This is a genomic window from uncultured Draconibacterium sp. (genome assembly GCF_913060805.1).
GTDB lineage: Bacteria > Bacteroidota > Bacteroidia > Bacteroidales > Prolixibacteraceae > Draconibacterium.
Genome location: NZ_CAJXTC010000036.1, coordinates 46,489 through 52,852 on the forward strand (window position 1 = coordinate 46,489; position 6,364 = coordinate 52,852).

Sequence of the window (6,364 nt, forward strand, 5' to 3'; positions counted from 1 at the left end):
AATCACTCAATTTAAAAACATGCTACTTATTAAATATGTAGCTTTTTAGATATATGCAAAGCGCATGCCATAACTTTCATAAAAGCAGTAGTTTAACCTCTGTTAACGTGCTTGTAAAAAAGTCTTAAAAAGTCTTTTTATCGATGTCCTGAAGTTCTTTGGGGTCGATTTCGCCAAACCATTCGTTGAGTTTTTCGCGTGCTTTGGCTTTAATTTCGGGGGTGATACTGCCTGCAACTGCCGATAGTGTAAAAAGCAAAACGCCCAGGTCGTCGCTGAAACCAATGATGGGGGTCAGGTCAACTATGGCGTCGGTGGGTAGAATAAAATAACCCAATGCGGCTGCGATGCTGAGTTTGGTTTTTAAGCCAACGCCTTTGTCTTCGAAAGTGTAGTACAATAGCAAAACGGCATAAACAACCTTGGCTCCGGCAGTTTTGCCAAACTTTTTGAGCTTGTCCCACAGCGATTGTTCGGAGAAATATTTTGAATACTTGTCGTACATAGTTTCTATTTTAAGCTGGCAGTTGAAAAATCGAGCTGAAATGCACCGTATTGTTCGGTAATTTTTTCAAGGATGGCGTGCACATCGTCGTTTGTTTCGGCACGAAGTAATTGAATTTTAAGTTCCCTGAAATTCGGTAATCCCGGGAAATATTTGGCAAAATGACGGCGCATCATCAAAATACCCGAGCGTTCATTGTCGCGCCACTCGAGGTTTAGCCGCAATTGTTCCTTTAAAACTTCTACCACTTCGTTTACGGTTGGTTGTGGAAGTTCTTCCCCGGTTTGCAGGTAATGTTTTACCTCGCGGAATAACCACGGCCGGCCAATGGCTCCACGACCGATCATCAAGGCATCAACACCCGTTTCATCAAGCAATTGTTTGGCTTTTTTACCGCTGTTGATGTCGCCGTTTCCAATGATGGGAATCTGTATTTTAGGATTGTTTTTTACTTCGCCAATCAAGGTCCAGTCGGCTTCACCGGTGTACAGCTGTTCGCGTGTACGTCCGTGGATGGCCAGCGCCTGAATCCCGGCATCCTGCAATCGTTCGGCCACTTCAACAATGGGGAGATTCCCGGCCGACCAGCCCAGTCGTGTTTTTGCAGTAACCGGAGTTTTGACTGCTTTCACAATTTCGGCAGTCATTTTCTGCATTTTGTCCACGTCTTTCAACATTGCCGACCCCGCACCGTGTCGCACGATCTTTTTCATGGGGCAACCATAATTGATGTCGATAAAATCAGGCTCAAATTCTTCGGCAACCTGTGCTGCACGCACCATCGAATCGATATTGTGTCCATAGATCTGAATGGCTACCGGGCGATCGAATTCAAACAAGTGCATTTTTTGTTTGGTCTTCTCTATATCGCGCACCAGTGCCTCCGACGATACAAATTCGGTGTACATTACATCGGCACCAAATTTTTTGCACATCATCCTAAACGACTTGTAGGTGACATCTTCCATCGGTGCCAGAAAAAGGGGAGTGCCCTCCAATTCTATATTTCCAATCCTCATCATTCCTCTGAAAATTGCTGCAAAAATAACCAAAAATATTTGGGATCGAATTTGGTTTAAATCAGTCGTTTAACTTTTGCATTCGAGGTCAATTTCATTGTTTTGAAATCGATGCCGGTAATCAGGTTTACACCGGGTTTTTTGCCTTTTTCAAATGTTCCAAAAGTGTCATCGATATTTAATGCTTTTGCTCCGTTTAGGCAGGCCCACGAAAGTAATTCTTCGAGAGAAGTTTCCGGGAAATTTTGCTGAACGGTAAGCATCTCCTGCAGAATAGAAAGTTCGGTATTCGATGCCAGGCTGTCGGTTCCCAAACAGATCTGCAGCTTTTCATCCCTGAAAAGATCGATAGGAGGCAGTTCGTTTTCAATGTAAAGGTTGGAGTTTGGACACAATACAAAATAGGTTTTTGCAAGATCGCGATACTGTTTTAATACTTCGATATCCTGCTTTTTTGTTTGTGTGTTATGTATCAGCAAAAGTTGATTTTCTTTTGGCAGAAATGGAAGAATGGACTGCAGCGACGATTTTCCGGTGGGTTTAAAGTGTGTCGCATCCAGCTTTAAATTATTGGTGAAATGCCTGGCAATATCTCCTTCTCCCGATAAAAATAGTTCTGTTTCCGCTCTGCTTTCCTGGTTGTGAATGGAGAATGGCCCTCCGTTTTTCCGAGCTTCATTTAGCACCTTTTCAAACAAATCCTGAGATACCGAATACGGCGAATGCGGAACGATGGAGGCAGAAAGATCAGCTTTTTGAAACGATTCAAGCACTTCTGCAGCTTTGTTAAAAGCCCGCTCCGCGCGCGACGGATGAAATCCAAAAGCCTCAACAAAAGTATGGTAGTAGTTTCTGCTTTTTTGTTTTACCGAAAGCGAAAGATCGGAGTTGGAAACATCGCCAACAGCCGCAATTCCTGCTGCCCACATTTTTCGGTCGGCAATTTGCATGGCCTTTTCCTTGTTTGCAGGCTCATCTCTTAAGCGATTGATTTTTTCCAGAAATCCGCTAAAACCAGCGTGTTTTTCTATTTTGTTGTGGAGGTGCGAAAATTCTAAATGGCAATGGGCGTTTACAAATCCGGGCGTTAAAATGCCGCTGTAAAATTCCACTCCGGCTTCTTCGCGAAATGAATCACCACGATCCAAAATGTCGATAACTGTTCCTTCATCGTCGCAAACTAAAATTCCGTTTTTTATTGGCGAAGTTGTTCCGGGGAAGACGTATGTGGCGGCGATTTTTCTCACCTTGCAGTTAATTATTCCTCTTCTTCAAATTTCAGCAATTCCTCTTTCCGACCTGAACGTTCCTGCTCCAATTCACTCAGGCGGCTCATCACTTTGCGGTACATTTTCTCGAAATCTTTAGGGAAACTTTCGTAGTAAACCAGTGATTGCTCAAATACCGAATCAGGAACTTCGTATTTGTCCAAAACCGAATAGTAAAAATTTTCTGTGCGGCTATGCTGCATCGCCGAATCGTACCTTAAATGGTTAAAAGTTGCATCGGCCAGGTGCACGTCAACCAGCATGTTGATCATTTTCTTTTCCTTGATCAAATGCTCGGGTTTGGGCATAATCTCGTTTTCGCACGCACTGAATGCGAATACAGCAATAATTAGTATCAGAAAGGCATTTTTCATTTGGCTGCCAAATTATAAATAGTTAAATCGATTATCAAAAAAAGGTCGTTAAAAAAGCTTATTTGTGTGACGTTTTAATTTTATTGCCTTTAGAATGTCATGCTGTCCGTCAGCTGACGGATTCAGCATCTAACAATATAGACCCTGAATCAAGTTCAGGGTGACGATCGTTCCTCAACAATTTCGCTGATTTAATAGCGAGCTGAAATATTTTTCTGCGTAATTCTGCGCCATCTGCGAGAAATTACTTTTATGCGAAAATAGTTTTAAATACTTCTTCTACCCGGCTTACTTTTACAATATCGATTTTAAATTTCGAGGCATCGAAACCTTTGTTCAGTGTTGGTACATAAATGCGCGAGAATCCCAGTTTGGCAGCTTCGGCAATACGTTGCTCGATGCGGCTTACGGCACGTATTTCTCCGGTTAATCCAACCTCGCCGGCAAAACATATTTTGTGGTTTATGGCAATGTCGATATTCGACGAAAGAATGGAGCAAATAACCGCCAAATCGGTTGCCGGATCATTGATTTTTAGTCCGCCGGCAATATTCAGGAAAACGTCTTTTGCAATGAGTTTAAAACCGGCGCGTTTTTCCAGAACGGCCAAAAGCATGTTCAAACGTCGTAAGTCAAAACCGGTTGACGAACGCTGTGGAGTTCCATAAGCTGCCGAACTTACCAGTGCCTGAATCTCGATCAGGAAAGGCCGCACACCTTCGATGGTTGCAGCAATGGCAGTACCGCTCACATCGTCGCTTACTTTTGATATCAATTGCTCCGATGGATTGGTGATCTCGCGTAAACCATCGCTGCGCATTTCAAAAATGCCAAGCTCGTTGGTAGAGCCAAAACGGTTTTTGTTGGAGCGCAAAATGCGGTACATGTAATTGGTGTCGCCTTCAAACTGCAAAACGGTGTCGACCATGTGTTCCAGAACTTTTGGTCCGGCAAGGCTACCTTCTTTTGTAATGTGCCCGATCAGCACAACGGCAATATGATTTTTCTTCGCAAATTTCAAAATAGCGGATGTACACTCGCGAACCTGCCCAACTGAACCTGGTGATGACTCAATGAGTTCGGTTGAAATGGTTTGAATAGAATCGATGATCAGCAACTCCGGTTTTGCCTGTTCGCCTTGGGCGATAATATGTTCCAGCGATGTTTCACTTAAAAACAGACAGTTGCTTTGTGCATTGCTTAAACGCTCGGCGCGCAGTTTTATCTGCTGCAAACTTTCTTCGCCCGAAATGTACAGGATCTTTTTCCCATTTAACCCCAATGCCAGTTGAAGCGCCAGTGTTGATTTTCCAATTCCGGGATCGCCACCTAAAAGTATCAGCGAACCGGGAACGATTCCGCCGCCCAAGACACGGTTAAATTCTTCAATCCCCACAGAAATACGCTGGGTTCTGGCCATTTCGATATTTTCGAGCGTAATGGGTTGGTTCCCCGAAATCTGCACCGAAAGTTTTCCGGTAGATTGTTTCTTTTCTACAATCTCCTCAACATAAGTGTTCCACTCGTTGCAGGCGGAACATTTACCCAGCCATTTGGGCGATTGTGCACCGCAATTCTGACAGGTGTATATGGTTTTTGTTTTTGCCATTCGGAATTATTTTTGAATTAATTTTGGGACTCACCCTCTTGTCCCTCTCTTAACAAAAAGAGGGACGATAGTCTGCTCTTAATCAGTACGAATTGTCATCAAACCACCGGCTCATTCCCTCTTTGCTTGCAGAGAGGGATAGATTGTAACTTGTTACAATCAGGGTGAGTAAAATATAAAATTCTCAATCTTTTCTAAAACGTTAAAAATATCAATAAATTCTTCATTACGAATCCTTAGAATCCTAAATCCCATTTCCTCTAATATTTCGTCTCTACGCCTATCCTTTTCTTTTTGAAACTGATGAATTATTCCATCAATTTCAATTATTACGGCTTTTTCTGCACAATAAAAATCAGGAATGAAATATTTGCGTTCGTTGTTTACAACATCGTATGTTATGGGATGCTGTCGTAGAAACTTAAGTCCAAAAAACTTTCTTCCACGTAATTTCTGCCAAAGTTTGGTTTCTTCCCTGGTCATGTTACGTCGTAAAATTCTTGCCCGTTCTCTTGCATTGGGTTTGTCAGACATCGTTAGCTTTTATATTTCGCCGTGGTTACTTTAATCTAAAGTTTAAGGAGCGCCTATAATTTCTCAAAGCTTTTTAATTCGTTCAATAATTTCGCTGGTAGAAATTCCTTCAATTAACTCCAGTGTTTCCACCTTTCCGCCGTTGTTCAGGACGGTATCGTGGCCCGCAATTTCATGAATTTCGTATTGCGCACCTTTTACCAAAACATCGGGGATGATTTTTGCAATGATTTCGGCCGGCGTTTCTTCATCAAAAAGAATTACTGCGTCAACACAGCCGAAAGCAGCCAACACTTCGGCGCGAGCCTGCTCGTTTATAATGGGGCGTTTATCGCCTTTTAATAATTTCACCGACGTATCGGAGTTAAGTCCAACGATCAGTTTGGTGCCAAATGCTGCCGATTTGTGCAGCGAATCAACGTGCCCGTTATGAATAAGATCGAAACAACCGTTGGTAAAAACGATAGTGTTGTTGCTTCCTTTCCAGATTTCAAGCAAGGGACGAAGCGATTCAAAATCCTTAAAAATCTTTGATTTAAACATGAGATTCATAAAGGCTAAAAATAGTGAATAATTCCTGTTTATCGGTACGAAATCGCGATGGCTTTGAAACGGTAGCGCATAAAAAAAACCTCGCAGTTAAAACTACGAGGTTTACATATCTATAGAAATGTATTTTATACTACAGTATTCGTTTCGATATCAGGGAAGATCAAACTTGGCTTAAATGTTTTGGCTTCCTCGAAATCCATTAAAGCGTACGAAATGATAATTACCACATCGCCAACAGCTACTTTACGTGCAGCCGGGCCGTTCAAACAGATTGTACCCGTTCCGCGCTCGCCCCTGATTACATAAGTCTCCAGGCGCTCGCCGTTGTTAATATTAACAACCTGAACTTTTTCGTTCTCGATAAGGTTTGCCGCATCCATCAAATCTTCGTCGATGGTAATACTTCCAACATATTGTAGGTTCGCCTCGGTAACGGTAACCTTGTGTATTTTCGATTTACAAACTTCAATTTGCATAACTATGCTTATTTCGGTCTTAAAAAA

Annotated in this window: 8 protein-coding genes; all 8 read right to left on the bottom strand. The window is 42.4% G+C overall.

Going from position 1 to position 6,364, the window contains the following annotated elements:
• Positions 1 to 124 precede the first annotated feature (124 nt).
• The 8 genes from QZ576_RS18305 to panD all read right to left on the bottom strand — a co-directional run bounded on the left by QZ576_RS18305 (position 125) and on the right by panD (position 6,337).
• Complete coding sequence (locus tag QZ576_RS18305) at positions 125 to 505, bottom strand: DUF1232 domain-containing protein (RefSeq protein WP_297099718.1); 381 nt, start codon at positions 503 to 505, stop codon at positions 125 to 127.
• Positions 506 to 510: 5 nt separating this feature from the next.
• A complete protein-coding gene (dusB, locus tag QZ576_RS18310; RefSeq protein WP_297099720.1) occupies positions 511 to 1,527 on the bottom strand; it encodes a tRNA dihydrouridine synthase DusB in 1,017 nt (338 codons plus the stop codon).
• Positions 1,528 to 1,580: 53 nt separating this feature from the next.
• A complete protein-coding gene (locus QZ576_RS18315; RefSeq protein ID WP_297099722.1) occupies positions 1,581 to 2,771 on the bottom strand; it encodes a TatD family hydrolase in 1,191 nt (396 codons plus the stop codon).
• Positions 2,772 to 2,782: 11 nt separating this feature from the next.
• Positions 2,783 to 3,166 (bottom strand): DUF4296 domain-containing protein, encoded by a 384-nt coding sequence (locus QZ576_RS18320; RefSeq protein ID WP_297099724.1) that lies wholly within the window; start codon positions 3,164 to 3,166, stop codon positions 2,783 to 2,785.
• A 250-nt stretch (positions 3,167 to 3,416) separates the two neighbouring features.
• On the bottom strand, positions 3,417 to 4,775 hold the full coding sequence (gene radA / locus QZ576_RS18325; protein WP_297099726.1) for a DNA repair protein RadA: 1,359 nt from the start codon (positions 4,773 to 4,775) through the stop codon (positions 3,417 to 3,419).
• 159 nt (positions 4,776 to 4,934) lie between these two features.
• Positions 4,935 to 5,309, bottom strand: a complete 375-nt coding sequence (locus QZ576_RS18330) for an endonuclease domain-containing protein (RefSeq protein ID WP_297099728.1) — start codon at positions 5,307 to 5,309, stop codon at positions 4,935 to 4,937.
• 63 nt (positions 5,310 to 5,372) lie between these two features.
• Positions 5,373 to 5,852, bottom strand: coding sequence for a D-glycero-beta-D-manno-heptose 1-phosphate adenylyltransferase (gene rfaE2 / locus QZ576_RS18335; protein ID WP_297099730.1), 480 nt, complete (start codon positions 5,850 to 5,852; stop codon positions 5,373 to 5,375).
• 134 nt (positions 5,853 to 5,986) lie between these two features.
• On the bottom strand, positions 5,987 to 6,337 hold the full coding sequence (panD, locus tag QZ576_RS18340) for an aspartate 1-decarboxylase (protein WP_038556664.1): 351 nt from the start codon (positions 6,335 to 6,337) through the stop codon (positions 5,987 to 5,989).
• Between the last annotated feature and the right edge of the window lie 27 nt (positions 6,338 to 6,364).

What these genes read in the sequence shown, in the direction of transcription:
- QZ576_RS18305 (WP_297099718.1), bottom strand. Translation starts at nt 505, where the DNA reads ATGTACGACAAGTATTCAAAATATTTCTCCGAACAATCGCTGTGGGAC.
- QZ576_RS18330 (WP_297099728.1), bottom strand. Translation starts at nt 5,309, where the DNA reads ATGTCTGACAAACCCAATGCAAGAGAACGGGCAAGAATTTTACGACGT.
- rfaE2 (WP_297099730.1), bottom strand. Translation starts at nt 5,852, where the DNA reads ATGTTTAAATCAAAGATTTTTAAGGATTTTGAATCGCTTCGTCCCTTG.
- QZ576_RS18320 (WP_297099724.1), bottom strand. Translation starts at nt 3,166, where the DNA reads ATGAAAAATGCCTTTCTGATACTAATTATTGCTGTATTCGCATTCAGT.
- radA (WP_297099726.1), bottom strand. Translation starts at nt 4,775, where the DNA reads ATGGCAAAAACAAAAACCATATACACCTGTCAGAATTGCGGTGCACAA.
- dusB (WP_297099720.1), bottom strand. Translation starts at nt 1,527, where the DNA reads ATGATGAGGATTGGAAATATAGAATTGGAGGGCACTCCCCTTTTTCTG.
- panD (WP_038556664.1), bottom strand. Translation starts at nt 6,337, where the DNA reads ATGCAAATTGAAGTTTGTAAATCGAAAATACACAAGGTTACCGTTACC.